The 14,453-nt window shown below is 61.8% G+C and carries 14 protein-coding genes and 1 tRNA gene; 4 read left to right on the plus strand and 11 right to left on the minus strand.

All coding sequences use genetic code 11. The features are described 5' to 3' along the window. Positions 1-20 precede the first annotated feature (20 nt). The 7 genes from PLAV_RS16430 to PLAV_RS16460 form a co-directional block, all read right to left on the minus strand. Positions 21-662 (minus strand): ATP-dependent Clp protease proteolytic subunit, encoded by a 642-nt coding sequence (locus PLAV_RS16430; RefSeq protein ID WP_012112165.1) that lies wholly within the window; start codon positions 660-662, stop codon positions 21-23. Positions 663-876: 214 nt separating this feature from the next. Beyond that, positions 877-1,401 carry a GNAT family N-acetyltransferase gene (locus PLAV_RS16435; RefSeq protein ID WP_168713213.1) on the minus strand — a complete coding sequence of 175 codons (525 nt, stop codon included), beginning with the start codon at positions 1,399-1,401 and terminating at the stop codon, positions 877-879. Between the two features lie 95 nt (positions 1,402-1,496). Next, positions 1,497-2,798 (minus strand): type III PLP-dependent enzyme, encoded by a 1,302-nt coding sequence (locus PLAV_RS16440; RefSeq protein ID WP_012112167.1) that lies wholly within the window; start codon positions 2,796-2,798, stop codon positions 1,497-1,499. A 290-nt stretch (positions 2,799-3,088) separates the two neighbouring features. Next, positions 3,089-4,624: a trigger factor gene (tig, locus tag PLAV_RS16445; protein ID WP_041536847.1), complete on the minus strand. Its 1,536-nt coding sequence runs from the start codon at positions 4,622-4,624 to the stop codon at positions 3,089-3,091. A 46-nt stretch (positions 4,625-4,670) separates the two neighbouring features. Next, a tRNA-Leu gene (locus PLAV_RS16450) sits at positions 4,671-4,755 on the minus strand. Between the two features lie 112 nt (positions 4,756-4,867). After that, positions 4,868-6,370 carry an NAD(P)H-hydrate dehydratase gene (locus tag PLAV_RS16455; RefSeq protein ID WP_245545162.1) on the minus strand — a complete coding sequence of 501 codons (1,503 nt, stop codon included), beginning with the start codon at positions 6,368-6,370 and terminating at the stop codon, positions 4,868-4,870. Between the two features lie 62 nt (positions 6,371-6,432). Then, a complete protein-coding gene (locus tag PLAV_RS16460) occupies positions 6,433-7,014 on the minus strand; it encodes a histidine phosphatase family protein (RefSeq protein ID WP_012112170.1) in 582 nt (193 codons plus the stop codon). Between the two features lie 127 nt (positions 7,015-7,141). Between PLAV_RS16460 and PLAV_RS16465 the strand changes: the two genes are divergently transcribed. Beyond that, entirely contained in the window at positions 7,142-7,504 is a 363-nt protein-coding gene (locus tag PLAV_RS16465) for a DUF4870 family protein (RefSeq protein WP_012112171.1), read from the plus strand. Positions 7,505-7,561: 57 nt separating this feature from the next. Here the strand turns inward: PLAV_RS16465 and PLAV_RS16470 are convergent, their stop codons facing one another. The 4 genes from PLAV_RS16470 to PLAV_RS16485 form a co-directional block, all read right to left on the minus strand. Then, positions 7,562-8,107: an acyloxyacyl hydrolase gene (locus tag PLAV_RS16470; RefSeq protein WP_012112172.1), complete on the minus strand. Its 546-nt coding sequence runs from the start codon at positions 8,105-8,107 to the stop codon at positions 7,562-7,564. 210 nt (positions 8,108-8,317) lie between these two features. Then, positions 8,318-9,871 (minus strand): acetyl-CoA acetyltransferase, encoded by a 1,554-nt coding sequence (locus PLAV_RS16475; RefSeq protein ID WP_012112173.1) that lies wholly within the window; start codon positions 9,869-9,871, stop codon positions 8,318-8,320. Positions 9,872-9,980: 109 nt separating this feature from the next. Then, positions 9,981-10,649: an alpha/beta hydrolase gene (locus tag PLAV_RS16480; protein WP_012112174.1), complete on the minus strand. Its 669-nt coding sequence runs from the start codon at positions 10,647-10,649 to the stop codon at positions 9,981-9,983. Then, positions 10,646-11,824 carry an aminotransferase gene (locus PLAV_RS16485; RefSeq protein ID WP_012112175.1) on the minus strand — a complete coding sequence of 393 codons (1,179 nt, stop codon included), beginning with the start codon at positions 11,822-11,824 and terminating at the stop codon, positions 10,646-10,648. Before PLAV_RS16485 ends, PLAV_RS16480 begins: the two co-directional genes overlap by 4 nt. Here PLAV_RS16485 and PLAV_RS19710 point away from each other — a divergent pair. The 3 genes from PLAV_RS19710 to glnA all read left to right on the plus strand — a co-directional run bounded on the left by PLAV_RS19710 (position 11,769) and on the right by glnA (position 14,019). Further along, a complete protein-coding gene (locus PLAV_RS19710; protein WP_168713152.1) occupies positions 11,769-11,969 on the plus strand; it encodes a hypothetical protein in 201 nt (66 codons plus the stop codon). The genes PLAV_RS16485 and PLAV_RS19710 overlap by 56 nt on opposite strands. Before the next feature lie 179 nt (positions 11,970-12,148). Then, a complete protein-coding gene (locus PLAV_RS16490) occupies positions 12,149-12,487 on the plus strand; it encodes a P-II family nitrogen regulator (RefSeq protein ID WP_012112176.1) in 339 nt (112 codons plus the stop codon). Between the two features lie 125 nt (positions 12,488-12,612). Continuing rightward, on the plus strand, positions 12,613-14,019 hold the full coding sequence (gene glnA, locus PLAV_RS16495; RefSeq protein ID WP_012112177.1) for a type I glutamate--ammonia ligase: 1,407 nt from the start codon (positions 12,613-12,615) through the stop codon (positions 14,017-14,019). Positions 14,020-14,453: the final 434 nt, after the last annotated feature.

Consider the following 14,453-nt stretch of genomic DNA (forward strand, 5'->3'; position numbering starts at 1 on the left):
CGAGGGAAAAAGGCATTATTTCAGCCTTTTTTGGCGCCTTCCGAACCGGATAGCGGCGGACGATCCACCCCGACGTGGTCGATAATTCCGAATTCCAAAGCACGCTCGGGGCTCATGAAGTTGTCGCGCTCCAGCGCGTCTTCAACCGCCTTGAGGCTCTGGCCGGTGTGTTTGCAGTAGATATTGTTTAGCCGTTCGCGAATCGCGATCGTTTCGCGCGCATGAATCTCGATGTCGCTCGCCTGGCCCTGAAAACCACCCGACGGCTGATGGACCATAATCCGCGCGTTCGGCAGAGCGAAGCGCATGCCCTTTTCACCGGCAGCGAGAAGCAGCGACCCCATCGAAGCCGCCTGCCCCATGCAAACCGTCGAAACGGGGGGGCGGATGTGCTGCATGGTGTCGTAGATCGCAAGGCCCGATGTCACCACGCCACCCGGCGAGTTGATGTACATCGAGATTTCCTTTTTCGGATTCTCGGCCTCGAGAAAGAGAAGCTGAGCGGTAACAAGCATCGCCATTCCGTCCTCGACGGGACCGGCAACGAAAATGATGTGCTCCTTCAGCAGGCGCGAGAAGATATCGTATGCCCGCTCGCCACGATTGGTCTGCTCGACCACCATCGGTACGAGGTTCATGTAGGTTTCGATGGGGTCTTTCATTGTCTCTCCTGAGCGTCAGCCCGTTTCCGCGGCATGGCATGAAAGGCGACGGCGCCCTTTTCGGCGCGGCACACCTCGCATTCCACGAGACCGCATGGAACAGGGATAGTTCGATTCGGTAAATGGACGGTTCAGAACTGTAGCGCAAGAGCAATATAAGGTCAGGTGCGGCAGATTTCGCCCCCTCAAGATGCGGGGGCTTTTGCCGCAGCGTTCAGGCGGCCCTTCCGGCCTTCTGTTCACGCTCTGCACCGGCCGGCCGGCCAATCATGCCGCCAACACCCGCAAGGGCCCCTGCGGCCAGCTCGCGGGCGAGGAATCGGGCCGGATCGACCCAGCCAGGCAGCTCCAGGCGGCGCGCCAGGGCCCGGTGGAAGCCGAAACGGCGGTAGTAGGGTTCATCCCCCACCAACACCACGATCCGATGCCCCTGAGCCGCCGCACGGGCAAGGCCTTCATGCATGAGCTTGCTGCCGATGCCCTCGCCCTGCCGCTCCGGGCAGGTGACAAGGGGACCCAGCAGGAGAGCCGGTACTTGACCGGCGATTTCCACCGGCCAGAAGCGGAGCGTTCCGACAACCTTGCCCTTGTCGATGGCAACCAGGGAAAGCGATGCCTCGGCATCGACGCCGTCCCGGAGCCGGTAGACGGCTTTTGCGAAGCGGTCGGGGCCGAAGGCGTCCGCGACCAGGCTTTCGACCTGCGGCGTGGGTGAGCCAGATTCAACAACGATCTTCATCGGCGTTTCCAAGGTGGACGGCGCGAGCCGGTTCGCGTTCATGCGCGAACCCGGCTGCCCGTCTCATACGAGGGTGTGGGTTATTTCCGTCGCTGTCAGATGCAGACGCTTGCCAGCGGCGGGAAGCCATTGAACGCGACGGCCGAGTAGGTCGTCGTGTAGGCGCCCGTGGCGAGGATCCAGACCTTGTCGCCAGCCTCCAGCTCCGACGGGAGACGATAGTCCGTCTTCTCGTAGAGGATGTCGGCACTGTCGCAGGTCGGACCGGCAAGGACGACTGGCGAGGTCTCGCCGCCATCGCGCGATGTCAGGAGGCGGTATTTGATCGCCTCGTCCATGGTTTCGGCGAGGCCGTGGAACTTGCCGGCATCGAGATAGACCCATCGTCGGGCGTCGTCGCCGCCCTTCTCCGAGACGAGAACGACTTCTGCCTGGATGACACCGGCATCGCCGACGACGCCGCGGCCCGGTTCGACGATGACATCCGGCTGACTGTCACCAAAGTGTCGCAAAAGTGCCTCACGGATCGCCGCGCCGTAGGCGGAGATCGAGGGCACATCGGTGCGGTAGCGGGACGGGAAACCGCCGCCCATGTTGACCATGCGAAGCTTGACGCCACGCGCTTCGAGATCGCGGAAGAGCGACAGCGAAAGGGCCAGCGCCTTGTCGTATTGCGTGAGATCGGTCTGCTGCGAGCCGACGTGGAACGACACGCCATAGGCATCGAGGCCGAGGGCCTTCGCGCGCACGAGCAGGTCAACGGCCATGGCCGGCTCGCAACCGAACTTGCGCGAGAGCGGCCATTCGGCGCCTTCGCATTCCATGAGCACGCGGCAATAGACCTTCGATCCCGGAGCGACGCGCGCGATCTTGTCGAGCTCGGCGGTGCTGTCGAAGGCGAACATGCGGACGCCCTTGGCATAGGCAGCCGCGATGTCGCGCTCCTTCTTGATCGTGTTGCCGAAGGACAGACGGTCGGCCGAAACCCCGTGCGAGAGGCAGAGGTCGATCTCGCCCATGCTGGCGGTGTCGAAGGACGAGCCGAGGCCCGCGAGGCGGGAGACGATCTCGTCGGCAGGGTTCGCCTTCACGGCATAGAAGATGCGCGCATCGGGAAGCGAGCTGGCCAGTTCCCCGAAGTTGTGGGCGACGATGTCGACGTCGACAACGAGGCAAGGCGACGGCAGATCGGCGGTCGCGAGATAGCGCGCGATCTTGGGCGGCAGGCCGCCGCGATCCAGCGGCAGCTCGGCCGCCTTCGGCACGAGCCGCAGACGAGGCTTGCGACGCGGACCCGACTTGACGGGCGCACCCGGCTTAGTGGCGGGAACCGACTTCGCGGCGGATTTCATGGAGATGCGCGAACGGGCACGGCGGCCCTGCTCGGAAGCGAACATCGTAAACACCCTTTTTCAGACCCGGCTTTCAAACCGGCGTGATCCAAAAAGGACGCTTCCGTCGTTGCATAAACCAACTAAGGGCCAGCGGCACGTGCGTGTGCGTCTTGTGATGCGCGGAGATATAGATACGCATGAGTCCGCGCAACAGGTTTTTCTTCTTCAGCCCAATTTTTTTACTAAAGAAATCTTAATGCGCCCCGTCGCATTTGCGCCTCAATTCGGCGCGGCGAAAACAAAAAGGCCCGGAGCGAACTCCGGGCCTCTTCGTGGCGGGCTGCAGGAGCCGCTCAGTCTTCTTTTTTCTTCTTGGCCGGCGCCTTCTTGGCGGCGGGCTTCGCCTCGCCGTCGTCCGACTTGGCGGCAGCCTTCTTTGCGGCAGGCTTCTTCTTCGGCTTCTCGTCGCCGTGGTCGTGATCGTGGCCGTGATCATGGTCATGGTCGTGATCATGATCATGATCGTGGTCATGATGGTGATGCTCGTGCTCGTCGGCATCGGGATCGGCAAAGAGCTCGTCCCGGCTCACCACCTTGTCCTCGACCTTCGCGAGTTCCGCGATGAAGTCGACGACCTTGTCCTCAAAAATCGGCGCACGCAGTTCCTGAATGGCCTGCGGGTTCTGCTGGAAGTAGCGATAGAGCTGCTGCTCCTGCCCCGGGAACTGGCGAGCGCGCTCGGCGAGAGCCTGGTTCAGCTCCTGCTCGGTCACGGTGATGTTGTTCTTCTCGCCAACCTCGGCAAGGAGGAGACCGAGGCGGACACGGCGCTCGGCGATCTTGCGGTATTCCGCCCGCACGTCTTCCTCCGGCTCGTCGAGATCGGCCGCGGTCTTGTTCTGGTGGCTCAGCTCGTGCTCGAACTGCTGCCAGATCTGCTGGAACTCCTGCTCGACCATTGTCGGCGGGAGCTCGAAGCTGTGCAGCTCGTCCAGCTTGTCCAGCATGGCGCGCTTCAGGTGCATGCGGGACATCCGGGCATATTCGCCCTTCATCTGCTCGCCAAGCGCCTCGCGCAGCTTCTCCATGCTCTCGAGGCCGAAGCGCTTCGCCAGCTCGTCATCGAGCTTTACTTCGGCGGGCGCCTTCACTTCCTTCACCTTGACGTCGAAGACAGCATCCTTGCCGGCAAGATGCTCGGCGCCGTAATCGGCGGGGAAAGCAACCTTCACCTGAGTCTCGTCGCCGACCTTCACACCGACCAGCTGCTCCTCGAAGCCGGGGATGAAACGGCCCGAGCCGATTTCCAGATTGGCGTCTTCAGCGGAACCGCCTTCAAAGGCTTCGCCGTCGATCTTGCCGACGAAATCGATCGTCAGCAGGTCGCCGGTTTCGGCCTTGGCACCCTCTTCACGCGGTTCGAAATTCTTCTGGTTCTCGGCGAGGCGCTTCAGCGCGACGTCGATGTCCTCATCTTTTACTTCAGCAGTGAGGCGTTCGAGCGAAACCTTTGAAAAGTCCGACAGTTCAAAAGCCGGAATGACTTCAAAGCTCATCTTGAATGTGAGGTCGGCCTTGCCGTCCAGCACGTCCTGAATTTCGCCTTCGAGGTCGATGGAGGGCTGGAATGCCGGCCGGAGGCTTTCGTCCTGAAGAGCCTGCTGGCTCGACTCGCCAACCGTTTCCTGGATGACGTCGCCCATGACCTGCTTGCCGAAGGTCTTGCGGAGATGACTGACCGGCACCTTGCCCGGGCGGAAGCCCTTCAGGCGGACCTGATTTTTCATCTCGTCCAACTTGGCGCCGAGTTTGGCTTCAAGTTCCTGGGAGGGGACCTGAACCTTCAATTCGCGCTTCAGACCGTCCGCGTTTGTAACCGTGACCTGCATCATTCAATCCGTTATTTGTCGGCCGTTATTTACCGGGGCTCCGGGCTGGTGCGGGCGGAGGGACTCGAACCCCCACGCCTTGCGGCACTGGAACCTAAATCCAGCGCGTCTACCAATTCCGCCACGCCCGCCAACTGGGCCCTGGCGAGACCCGAAACGATCCAGCCGCTCCCCAAATTGGCGCTCTCTATATCAAGGGCCTCCGGGGATTGCCAGTAAAAGCGCAAAGACGAACCGAAGGCGTCACAAGACCGGGAGAAGATCCCTCAGAACGGCAGGCAGCATCTCGGGCAGATCCTCGGAGATGAGGCCGGGGCCGAAGCAGGAGCCGGCCTCGCCATGGAGCCAGACGCCTGCGCATGCCGCCTCGAAGGGGGGCATGGCCTGAGCCAGGAGGCCGAGAATGATGCCCCCCAGCACATCGCCAGACCCGGCGGTAGCAAGCTCGGGACCACCATTCATGGCAATGGCGGCCCGGCCGTCCGGCGCGGCGACGACCGTGTCGGCGCCCTTGAGCACGATGATGGCTGACGCCTCGGCAGCGGCGGCCCGGGCGCGGGCAAGCTTGCTCCCCTCCCCCTCGGCTATCCGGGGGAAGAGACGCCCGAACTCGCCCTCGTGGGGCGTCATGACGACGGGACCCGCGAAGTAGCCCGCAATGGCAACGAAGAGGTCGCGCGGGATTTCGGCGAAGGAGGTGAGCGCGTCCGCGTCCAGCACCATGGCCGCGCCGGAGAGGAGCGCGGCCAGCACATTTTCGCGCGTGTGGGCGCCGATTCCCGCGCCGGGGCCGATGAGCAGCGCGTTCTTGCGCTTGTCCTCAAGGATCGTCGTGAGAGCGTCGGCACCATCGAAGGGCTGGAGCATGACCGATGTCAGATGCGCCGCATTGACGAGGAGCGCGGATGGCGGCGAGGCGAGTGTGACAAGCCCAGCGCCGGCCCTCAACGCGCCGCGCGCGGCGAGACGGGCCGCGCCTGTATGCGAGGCACCGCCCGAGACGACGACGGCATGGCCGCGTGTGTATTTGTGGCTGTCGAGGCGCGGACGGGGAAAGGATGACGACCAGAGCTGCGGCTTGTCGATGAATGTTTGCGGGGCAATCTCGTCGAGTACATCCGGCGCGATGCCGATATCGGCCACCTGCAACTCGCCGCAATGAAGGCGGCCGGGGAGCAGAAGATGACCCGGCTTGGCGCGGAAGAAAGTCACGGTGAGCGCGGCATCGAAAGCAGCGCCCCTTACCTGCCCCGTATCTCCATCAATACCCGTCGGAATATCGACGGCGACGACGGGCGTTTGCCGTTCGGCGATACGCGCTATTGCGTCGGCGGCAATGCCCGATACTTCTTTTGATAGGCCAGCGCCGAAGATCGCGTCGACGACCAGGGAAGCACCATGTCCGGCATCCGCCGACAGCGGATGGACAGCTCCCGGCCAGCGGTTTGCCGCTTCGGCTGCGTCGCCCTTCAAACGATCGCGGCCGCCGAGAAGGAAGAGCGAAACCGGCCAGCCCTCCTCCGCCAGCAGGCGCGCGACGACAAAGCCATCACCGCCATTATTGCCGGGACCGCAGAGAACGGAGACAGGGCCCTGAGGGAAGCGCGCGACAATCGCCTCTGCGACGGCGCGGCCGGCGTTTTCCATAAGGGCCGTGCCGGGCGTGCCGCGTTCGATGGTCAGCGCGTCGGCGCGGCCCATCTCGGCGACGGTGAGAAGAGCGGACGAATCGGAAGTGGCCATCATGGCGCCACTATAGCCACGCGATTGCGGCATCCAATGGACGAATTGAAGATTGGAAGCAGTCCTTAATTCACCCTGGTATCCGCTTCCCTGCCCTGTTCCGCCATTTTTAGATTTCCGTTCGATGTCTCGAAGACCGTCACCGAGCAATTGTCGGGACGGAAGGAGATGAGGCGGTCGTCATCGAGCGCGGCGCCTGCGGCGACGTTGATGGCGATGAAGTGGGAAAAAATGACCGTGTCGTCCCGCAGCTCCGTCAGCGCTTCGACGACGGAGCGGCGCCAGCCGAGGAGATCGATCTTTCCTCCGGCGGTATTCTCCGGCGTCAGCGCTTCCGCCCATGTGCCTGCCATGAGGCGGCGGAGCCAGGCGCCCCGTTCAGCGAGATTGTCGATGGGCGACGGCACTTCCGCAACGCGCGTTTCGATTACCGGCTCGCAATCCCAGAGCGCGGAGAGCGGCATTGCGGTTTCCCTGCAGCGGCGCAGCGGCGAGGAGAGGATCGGGAGTTTGCGCCCCACCCGCTGCTCGATCTCGCGGGCGACGGCTTCTGCCTGCGCGCGGCCCTTGTCCGACAGCCCGGGATCTGTGTCGGCGTCCCAGCCGGCGGCCGCCTCGCCATGGCGGATCATGTAGATGGTGGGCATGTTTCAGGTCCAAATGAGTTTTGCGATGACCGTTTGTCGGCGAGGCCGGTCGGGAATGCAAGGCGGATGGTCAGGGGCGGGGCAAGCGGCTAGCCTTGATCATGCGATTCACAGGAGGGAGGCTTCCATGACCGATACCCAGCCACCGGTGGCGCAACCAGCGCCCGGTGACCTCGATGCGGCCAAGCTTGTTTACATTCTGTACTTCATAAGCGTCGTGGTGGGGATTACGGCGCTGGCCGGCGTCATATTCGCCTATCTGAAGCGCGGCACGGCGAGCGCAATCGCGGCCTCGCATCTCACCTTTCAAATCCGCACTTTCTGGATCGGCCTGCTATTCGTCGTCATCAGCGGCATTACCATGATCGTGCTGGTCGGCTGGCTGCTCGGGCTTGCAACGGTGATCTGGTTTTTGATCCGGTCCATTAAAGGCTTCATGCTTGCCAGCGAAGGCAAGGCCATAGCCGATCCGGAAACCTGGCTCTGGTAGGAGCGCGGCAGAAGGCTCCGGCCTCCCGATTGCGGGAAGCCGGAGCGGTTCACCGGTTCAGAAGCTGTAAGCGACGCGAGCGCCGACGTTGGTGATGCCGTCATTCGGCTCGCAGAGCCAGGCATTCGACATGTGTTCGGCCGTGACCATCACCGACCACGCCGACGACATACGATAGCCAAGCGAAATGCTTTCGTGGAAGTTCGCCCGGCAGCCATAGCTGTTTTCGTCCCGGGCGGCGCTATCGAGTTCGCCATCATGGACCGCGCCACCGACACTGAAATCAAGAAACAGTGTATCGGTAAGGTCGATGGTCCATCCGAGATCGAGATAAGCGAGGCTTGTGTCGCCGTTCGTATTCAAGGTGGCACCAAGGCGAGGGCGCGGAGAGAAAGCCCAAGACAGAAAATCGGGACTATCGAACAGAATTTCACCGTTGATGTTCACCGCATCGTCTTCATGCGCCGGTCCCGCGATGTCATGGGCGTAGAAACCACCCCTGACTTCATTGACACCCGCCGAGGCGGACGAAGCAAAACCGAGAGTCAGACATACGGCGAACGCTTGGGCGGAAACGCCCAGCCAGGAGATGTTGTTTTTCAAAGGCGGACCCCAATTTTTTCCGCAGGCGGATGACCATTTCTGAAGCGTCAATTCTGTCACGCTAGGAAACGCCAATCGTATCGTCAACGGAACAGTTACGGTTAGCTGCTTTTTGGCTGACCGGCGTGGTAAGGACGCCCCACCGCCGCAGGCAAGTCAGTTAGCAACGCCAAGCTACATGATCGGGTTCCGCCCGGACCGGCCCGAATCTCACTCCGGCGTAAATATGTTAACACTTCCATCGGCCGGGCTGGCAACTGTTCCCGTCCGGCCCAGCTGGTCCCGTTTTACCATATCCGCCAGCGTTGCCGGGTCGTTCGGCGTGTGGGCGACGAAGCGCGCATCCGTGTCAGCGAGGCGGCCGAAGACGATAGCGAACTCCGCGCCGCCGCGGCCATGGACAACCGTATAGGTCTCGATCCGGGCCTTGCCGCTGGGCTTTTCGTCCACTTTCGGGTGCTTTTCGGCATCTATTTCGGCCTGGTAGGCAGCGGGCTTTTCACGCTCCCATTTGCCCTCGCGCGGGGTCGTGGAATAGAGGCCCAGGCCGTGTTTCGTGACGTACCAGCCATTGGAGGTGCAGAGGCCTTTCGAGCCCGGCTTCGCGCGGAGCTTGTCCATCATGGTGGCGATGGAGTGCATGACGTAGTTGTTGCCGGCGCCGCCGAAATAAGGGAGGCCTCCGGTGACGGTGAGCGAACGCGGGTCGTCTTCCGCGATACCGAGTTCCTGACGGCCGATCTGCACGGCGGAAGGGAAGCAGGAATAGAGGTCGAAATAATCGATATCGCCGATATTCCAACCGGACATGGCGAAGGCCTTTTTGCCCATCATCCGGATAGCGGGCGAGGAGTGATAGTTCACGCGCTCGGTCGGATACCAGAGATCGTTCGCATCGGCGCAACCGTGGAGGAAGACCCATTTCGATTGCGGGATGCCGAGCTCTCGCGCCTTCTTCACCGACATCATCACCACGGCGGCGGCCTGGTCGACCTGCATGATGGCGTTCATATACTTCGTGTACGGAAAACCCACATAGCGGTTGTCGTCGGTCGGCGTCGCGATTTCCTCGGCAGTGCGGGCGACGGGAAACCAGGCCTGCGGGTGCTTCGCCGCTACTTCGGTGAAGGGGGCCATGAGTTTGCCGATGGCGAGCTGGTGATCCTTCACGCTGCGGCCGGCCGCACCGCGAATGGCATTTTCGAACATCGGGTAGATGTTCACGGGGAATTGCAGCTTGTGGCGCTTTTCGACATCCGTGACGCCGGCCTTCTCGACGCCGATGTCGATGCGCTCGCCACCCGGATCGTCGTTCCAGGGGAGCATCTTGCCCTGCCCCAGCGCGCGCATCATGGTGCCGAAACATTCCGAGCCCGCGACGAGAGCGACTTCCGTTTCGCCGTTGGCAATCAATTCCGCGGTGTGGTTCACCAGCATTTGCGGCGTGTTGCCGCCGGTGGGGCCGTAGCAATTCCTTGCTGGATTTGCGCCCAGCATGTTGGAGAGTGTTTTCGGCGCATTCGGGTAGCGGCCGAAAGGAAGCTTGCCGGAATCCGGGCTGTCGGTGATGAAGCGGACGACGGTGACATTGTCGACGATCGGCCAGAGTTTGTCGCCAAGACCGGCATCCGACGCAGCGGCGCGGGCGGCATCTTCCATCAGATGCATGGGCGACTTCGCCTTCTCGACATCCTTTTCCTTCTGGACGAGCTGGCCGCAGCCCACCAGGACCGGCATGCGGTCGTCGAGCTTGATGTCGGACATGAATGAACTCCCTGAGATTTTTTAGTTCGTGATGCTAACCATTGGCGCAGAGAATAACCGTTGACGGCGGCCTGTCCAGCGAGTGCGCGGGGAGCGCCCTGCCGCTGCGTCAGCTTTCCGGCACGCCGTGCTTCTGGCGGAAAGCAAAGGCGGAGAGGAGGAAGCGTGCGCCGTAGATGAGGGCGTCGGCATTGACCTCGTGGCCGAGGTTCGGGAGCGGCACGCCCTGGCAAACAATTCCTGCGGCCGAAAGCGCCTTTACCGAGGCCATCATGCCGTAGACCGGCGCGAGCGCATCCTGTTCGCCATGGACCAGCATGACGGGCGGCTTCGAGGCGATTTCGTCTTTCAGCTTGTCGGCACCGACGAGACCGCCGGAGTAGCCGAGCACGGCAGCGGGGGCCGCGGCGCGGCGGAGGCCGAGATGCAGTGCCATCACTGTTCCCTGGCTGAATCCGACAAGCGTGAGGCGGTCCGGCCCGAGATTTTCGCGCGCAAGTTCGGCGTCGATGAAGGTGTGGAGAAGGGGCGCGGCTTCCACCGCGTCGTCATAGAGGCGCGGATCGGTGCCGGGGCGTTTGCCGATCCATTGAAAGCCGCCGTCTTTCGTGGCCTGCGGACCATCCGGCGCGACGAAGGCGACGTTCGGCATGGAGGACTGCCAGTAGTCGGCGAAGCTCATAAGTTCTGCGCCTGCGGAACCGTAGCCGTGAAGGAAAACGACAAGCCATTCCGCCTTGCCGGAGGCGGCGGAGCGGCGGTGGGCGGTGAGCGTCACGCGCTCCGTCCTTTCGCGTATGAAAGAAGCCGCGCGCTCGCTTCCGTCAGGATCGCGTCCTGCTTGCAGAAACAGAAGCGGGCGAGGTGGCGCGGGGCGTGGGAGGCGTTCGGCGTGTAGAAGGACGAGAGCGGGATGGCGGCGACCTTCGCCTTCACCGTGATCTCGCGGCAGAACTCTTCGTCGGTGCCGTTGAAACCGAGGGGACGGAAATCCGCCGAGATGAAATAGGTACCGTCGGCCGGAAGAACATCGAAGCCTGCGTCCTTCAGCCCCTTTGCCAGCAGATCGCGTTTTGCCTCCAGCGAGGAGGCAAGGCCGGCGAAATAGGCGTCGTCCTTGCCGAGGCCGAAAGCCACGGCGGATTGCAGCGCGGGGGGCGTGGTGAAGGTGACGAACTGGTGGGTCTTCGCGACCGTCGACATAAGATGCGCGGGCGCGGTGACGTAGCCGATCTTCCAGCCGGTGAGGGAAAAGGTCTTGCCTGCCGAGCCGACGCGGAGGGCGCGCTCGCGCATGCCGGGCAGCGTCATGAGCGGAATGTGCTCGTGGCCGGAGAAGACGAGATGCTCATAGACCTCGTCGCAGAGCGCATAAGAATCGTGACGGATGAGGAGCGCGGCAACGGCTTCCAGTTCGGCGCGGGTGAAGACCTTGCCGATAGGGTTCATCGGCGTGTTGAGGACGATCAGCTTGGTCTTGTCCGAGAAGGCGGCCGCAAGCTCTTCCAGCGGCAGCGACCAATGCGGCGGCTGCAGGGCCACCGTGACTACCTTTGCGCCGGCCGCCTCGATAATCGGCTTGTAGCTGTCATAGGCGGGTTCGATGAGGATGGCTTCGTCACTCGGATTGAGCAGGGCCATCAGGCAGTCGGTGAGCGCCTCGGTTGCGCCGGATGTGACCATGACCTCCGTCTGCCAGTCGACCTCAAGGCCGTAAAAACGCTTGTTGGCCGCGGCGACGGCCTGGCGGAGGGCTGGAACGCCCATCATGGGCGGATACTGGTTCGGCCCTTCCATGATGGCCTTCGCGGCGGCGGCGCGGACATCATCCGGCCCCTCGTCATCCGGGAAGCCCTGGCCGAGATTGATGGCGCCATGCTCGGTCGCGAGCGCCGACATGACCGTGAAAATCGTCGTGCCCAGCCCTGAAAATACGCTGTTCGCCGCCCGCATTCGCGCCGCCCTCGCCTTTTTCATACAAATCGTCGCAGGCGTTGTCGCGGGCATGGCGCTTGGTGTCAATCTCGGCTCAAATGCTCCCGTTCATCCTGTTTTTCACCGAGCGGAAGATGTTGTTAAGGTGCAGCCTATTTTCTAGTCAGTGTGATTATTGTTTAAGCAATCACGCTGCTCAAAATGGATGCATCCGCCACCGCACGGGATTCTAACTAGCTGAAACAAAAGCGTTTTCTGCCCCTTAGCGGGTTGGCACGAGGCGTGCTAACCCCCTCCGTAGATGGATGCGGGCGGCGAGCCCATGACTGAGGAAGTGAGCGAATGAAAAAGATCGAGGCGATCATCAAGCCGTTCAAGCTCGACGAAGTGAAAGAGGCGCTGCAGGAAGTGGGGCTGCAAGGCATTACCGTTACCGAGGCAAAAGGTTTCGGGCGTCAGAAGGGGCACACCGAGCTCTATCGCGGCGCCGAATATGTCGTCGACTTTCTGCCCAAAGTAAAAATCGAAGTCGTGCTCAACGACGAGATGGTGGCAAAGGCCGTGGAAGCCATCCAGCAGGCCGCTCGCACGGGCCGCATCGGCGACGGCAAGATTTTCATCTCCAACATCGAAGAGTCCATCCGCATCCGTACCGGCGAAACGGGCGTGGAGGCAATCTAAGGGGGCTTACTTGACGAGCATCAGATAAGGCCCGAAACGCGGCAGCCGAAGAAGGCTGCGCGGAACGTGCGACGGGTAGATACCCGATACATCAATCGACCCGAAAACAGGGAAAAGAGGAACCTATGGCTGACAAATCCATTCAGCAAATCATCAAAGAAAAGGACGTCAAGTACGTTGACCTGCGCTTTACCGATCCGCGCGGCAAGATGCAGCATGTGACGTTCGATATCGGCTTCTGCGACGATGACTTTTTCGCGGAAGGCACGATGTTCGACGGCTCGTCGATCGCGGGCTGGAAGGCCATCAACGAGTCGGACATGGTTCTTCTTCCCGATCCGAAGACCGCGACGATCGACCCGTTTTATGCGCAGACGACGCTTGCGGTTTTCTGCGACATTCTCGAACCGTCCACCGGCGAAATTTATGCTCGCGATCCTCGCGGCACGGCGAAGCTTGCCGAGGCATATCTGAAGTCCACCGGCATCGGCGACACGATCGTGTTCGGCCCGGAAGCCGAATTCTTCATCTTCGACGACGTGAAGTTTTCGACCTCCCCCTACAAGACGGGCTTTGAAGTCGACTCCGTCGAGCTGCCGACCAACAGCGACACGCACTACGAAACGGGCAACCTCGGCCACCGTCCGCGCACCAAGGGCGGCTACTTCCCGGCCAACCCGATCGACTCCTGCCAGGACCTCCGCGGCGAAATGCTGACGGTCATGGAAGAGATGGGCGTCAAGATCGAGAAGCATCACCACGAAGTTGCCGCCGCCCAGCACGAACTTGGAACGAAGTTCCAGACGCTGACCACGGCTGCCGACCACATGCAGATCTACAAGTATGTGATCCACAACGTGGCGCAGGCGTTCGGCAAGTCGGCAACCTTCATGCCGAAGCCGGTGTTCGGCGACAACGGTTCGGGCATGCATTGCCACCAGTCGATCTGGAAGGACGGCAAGCCGCTCTTCGCCGGCAACAAGTATGCCGACCTCAGCCAGGAATGCCTGTGGTACATCGGCGGCATCCTGAAGCACGCGAAGGCGCTGAACGCTTTCACCAACCCGTCCACGAACAGCTACAAGCGCCTCGTGCCGGGCTATGAAGCGCCGGTGCTGCTCGCCTATTCGGCGCGCAACCGCTCGGCCTCCTGCCGTATTCCGCACGGCACGTCGCCGAAGTCGAAGCGCATCGAAATCCGCTTCCCCGATCCGACGGCGAACCCCTATCTCGCTTTCGCGGCGATGCTGATGGCTGGCCTCGACGGGATCGAGAACAAGATCGATCCGGGCGGTCCGATGGACAAGAACCTCTACGACCTGCCGCCGGACGAGCTGAAGGAAATCCCGACGGTTTGCGGTTCGCTGCGCGAGGCGCTGATTGCCGTGGACGCCGACCGCAAGTTCCTGACCAAGGGCAACGTTTTCACCGACGACCAGATCGACGCCTATCTGGAACTGAAGTGGGAAGAATGCATGCGTTACGAAATGACGCCGCATCCGGTCGAGTACGATATGTACTACTCGGTCTAAAGCCGAGTGGTTTCAACGATACGAAAGGCCGGAGCGAAAGCTCCGGCCTTTTTCGTTGCCGCCCGCTGCTATTTGTCCGTGTACAGATTGGCCCCATTCGGTCAACATCGCTGACTCATGCAGGTTACGGGAAACCCCTATTCCAGTTGACCTCTCCGCGCGTTCGGGCGTAGCCTTTTCCTGTCTAACGAAGGAGGAGGTTTAAGAAGATGGCTCCACCGACGCATTTCGCTTCTCGGTAAATGAAAGCGACCAAGACACATAGCCAAGCCCTGTCGCTGTTCTCATGCGTGGCCGGCCGGTAAATCTTATAGGCCAAGGGAAAAGCGCGAAGAAACACTGGCGTCAGCTCACGCTAATTGAGCGCGCAGGCAAAAAAGCAATGGAGATAGGCCCGGCTTCGTTCGGGCGAGTGCAAACAGCACATCCAATAG

The sequence above is a fragment of the Parvibaculum lavamentivorans DS-1 genome (assembly GCF_000017565.1).
Taxonomy (GTDB): Bacteria; Pseudomonadota; Alphaproteobacteria; order Parvibaculales; family Parvibaculaceae; genus Parvibaculum; species Parvibaculum lavamentivorans.

Bases quoted from the DNA above. Each gene is read 5' to 3' on its own strand.
- PLAV_RS16430 (WP_012112165.1), bottom strand. From the start codon at position 662: ATGAAAGACCCCATCGAAACCTACATGAACCTCGTACCGATGGTGGTC.
- PLAV_RS16435 (WP_168713213.1), bottom strand. From the start codon at position 1,401: ATGAAGATCGTTGTTGAATCTGGCTCACCCACGCCGCAGGTCGAAAGC.
- PLAV_RS16440 (WP_012112167.1), bottom strand. From the start codon at position 2,798: ATGTTCGCTTCCGAGCAGGGCCGCCGTGCCCGTTCGCGCATCTCCATG.
- tig (WP_041536847.1), bottom strand. From the start codon at position 4,624: ATGCAGGTCACGGTTACAAACGCGGACGGTCTGAAGCGCGAATTGAAG.
- PLAV_RS16455 (WP_245545162.1), bottom strand. From the start codon at position 6,370: ATGATGGCCACTTCCGATTCGTCCGCTCTTCTCACCGTCGCCGAGATG.
- PLAV_RS16460 (WP_012112170.1), bottom strand. From the start codon at position 7,014: ATGCCCACCATCTACATGATCCGCCATGGCGAGGCGGCCGCCGGCTGG.
- PLAV_RS16465 (WP_012112171.1), top strand. From the start codon at position 7,142: ATGACCGATACCCAGCCACCGGTGGCGCAACCAGCGCCCGGTGACCTC.
- PLAV_RS16475 (WP_012112173.1), bottom strand. From the start codon at position 9,871: ATGTCCGACATCAAGCTCGACGACCGCATGCCGGTCCTGGTGGGCTGC.
- PLAV_RS19710 (WP_168713152.1), top strand. From the start codon at position 11,769: ATGACCGTGAAAATCGTCGTGCCCAGCCCTGAAAATACGCTGTTCGCC.
- PLAV_RS16485 (WP_012112175.1), bottom strand. From the start codon at position 11,824: ATGCGGGCGGCGAACAGCGTATTTTCAGGGCTGGGCACGACGATTTTC.
- PLAV_RS16490 (WP_012112176.1), top strand. From the start codon at position 12,149: ATGAAAAAGATCGAGGCGATCATCAAGCCGTTCAAGCTCGACGAAGTG.
- glnA (WP_012112177.1), top strand. From the start codon at position 12,613: ATGGCTGACAAATCCATTCAGCAAATCATCAAAGAAAAGGACGTCAAG.